Below are 725 nucleotides of genomic sequence, written 5' to 3' on the forward strand. Positions count from 1 at the left end.
CCCTGATCTCCGCCGAGCACTCCAATCTGCTGGATCGGGAACGTCCCATGTGGGAAGCCCATTTGATCGAAGGCATCCGCGGTCGCCAGTTTGCGCTTTACTACAAGATTCACCATTCGGTGATGGACGGCATCTCCGCCATGCGCATTGCCACCAAGACCCTCTCCACGGACCCTGCCGAGCGGGAAATGGCGCCAAGCTGGGCCTTCAATACCCGCAAGCGCACCCGCTCCCTGCCCAGCAACCCGGTGGACGTGGCCTCCAGCATGGCACGCCTGACCGCCGGCATCAGCAAGCAAGCCGCCACGGTGCCGGCGCTGGCGCGAGAAATCTACAAGGTCACCCAGAAAGCGAAAAGTGATGAGAACTATGTGTCCATTTTCCAGGCCCCGGACACCATTCTTAACAACACCATCACCGGTTCACGCCGCTTTGCCGCCCAGAGCTTCTCGCTGCCGCGCCTGAAAGGCATTGCCAAGGCTTACGGCTGCACCATTAACACCGTGGTGCTGTCCATGTGTGGCCACGCCCTGCGTGAGTACCTGATCAGCCAGCATGCGCTGCCGGATGAGCCTCTGATTGCCATGGTGCCCATGAACCTGCGCCAGGACGACAGCTCCGGCGGCAACCAGATCGGCATGATTCTGGCCAACCTGGGCACCCACATCTGCGATCCGGCCAACCGTCTGCGGGTAGTGAATGACTCCGTGCAGGAAGCCAAATCC

1 protein-coding gene is annotated in these 725 nt (G+C 61.1%); it reads left to right on the forward strand.

The annotated features are described in order from the left end of the window. On the forward strand, positions 1–725 hold a 725-nt coding region (locus A3754_RS23325), incomplete at both ends, for a wax ester/triacylglycerol synthase domain-containing protein (RefSeq protein WP_156497175.1).

Source organism: Alcanivorax sp. HI0083, assembly GCF_001635175.1.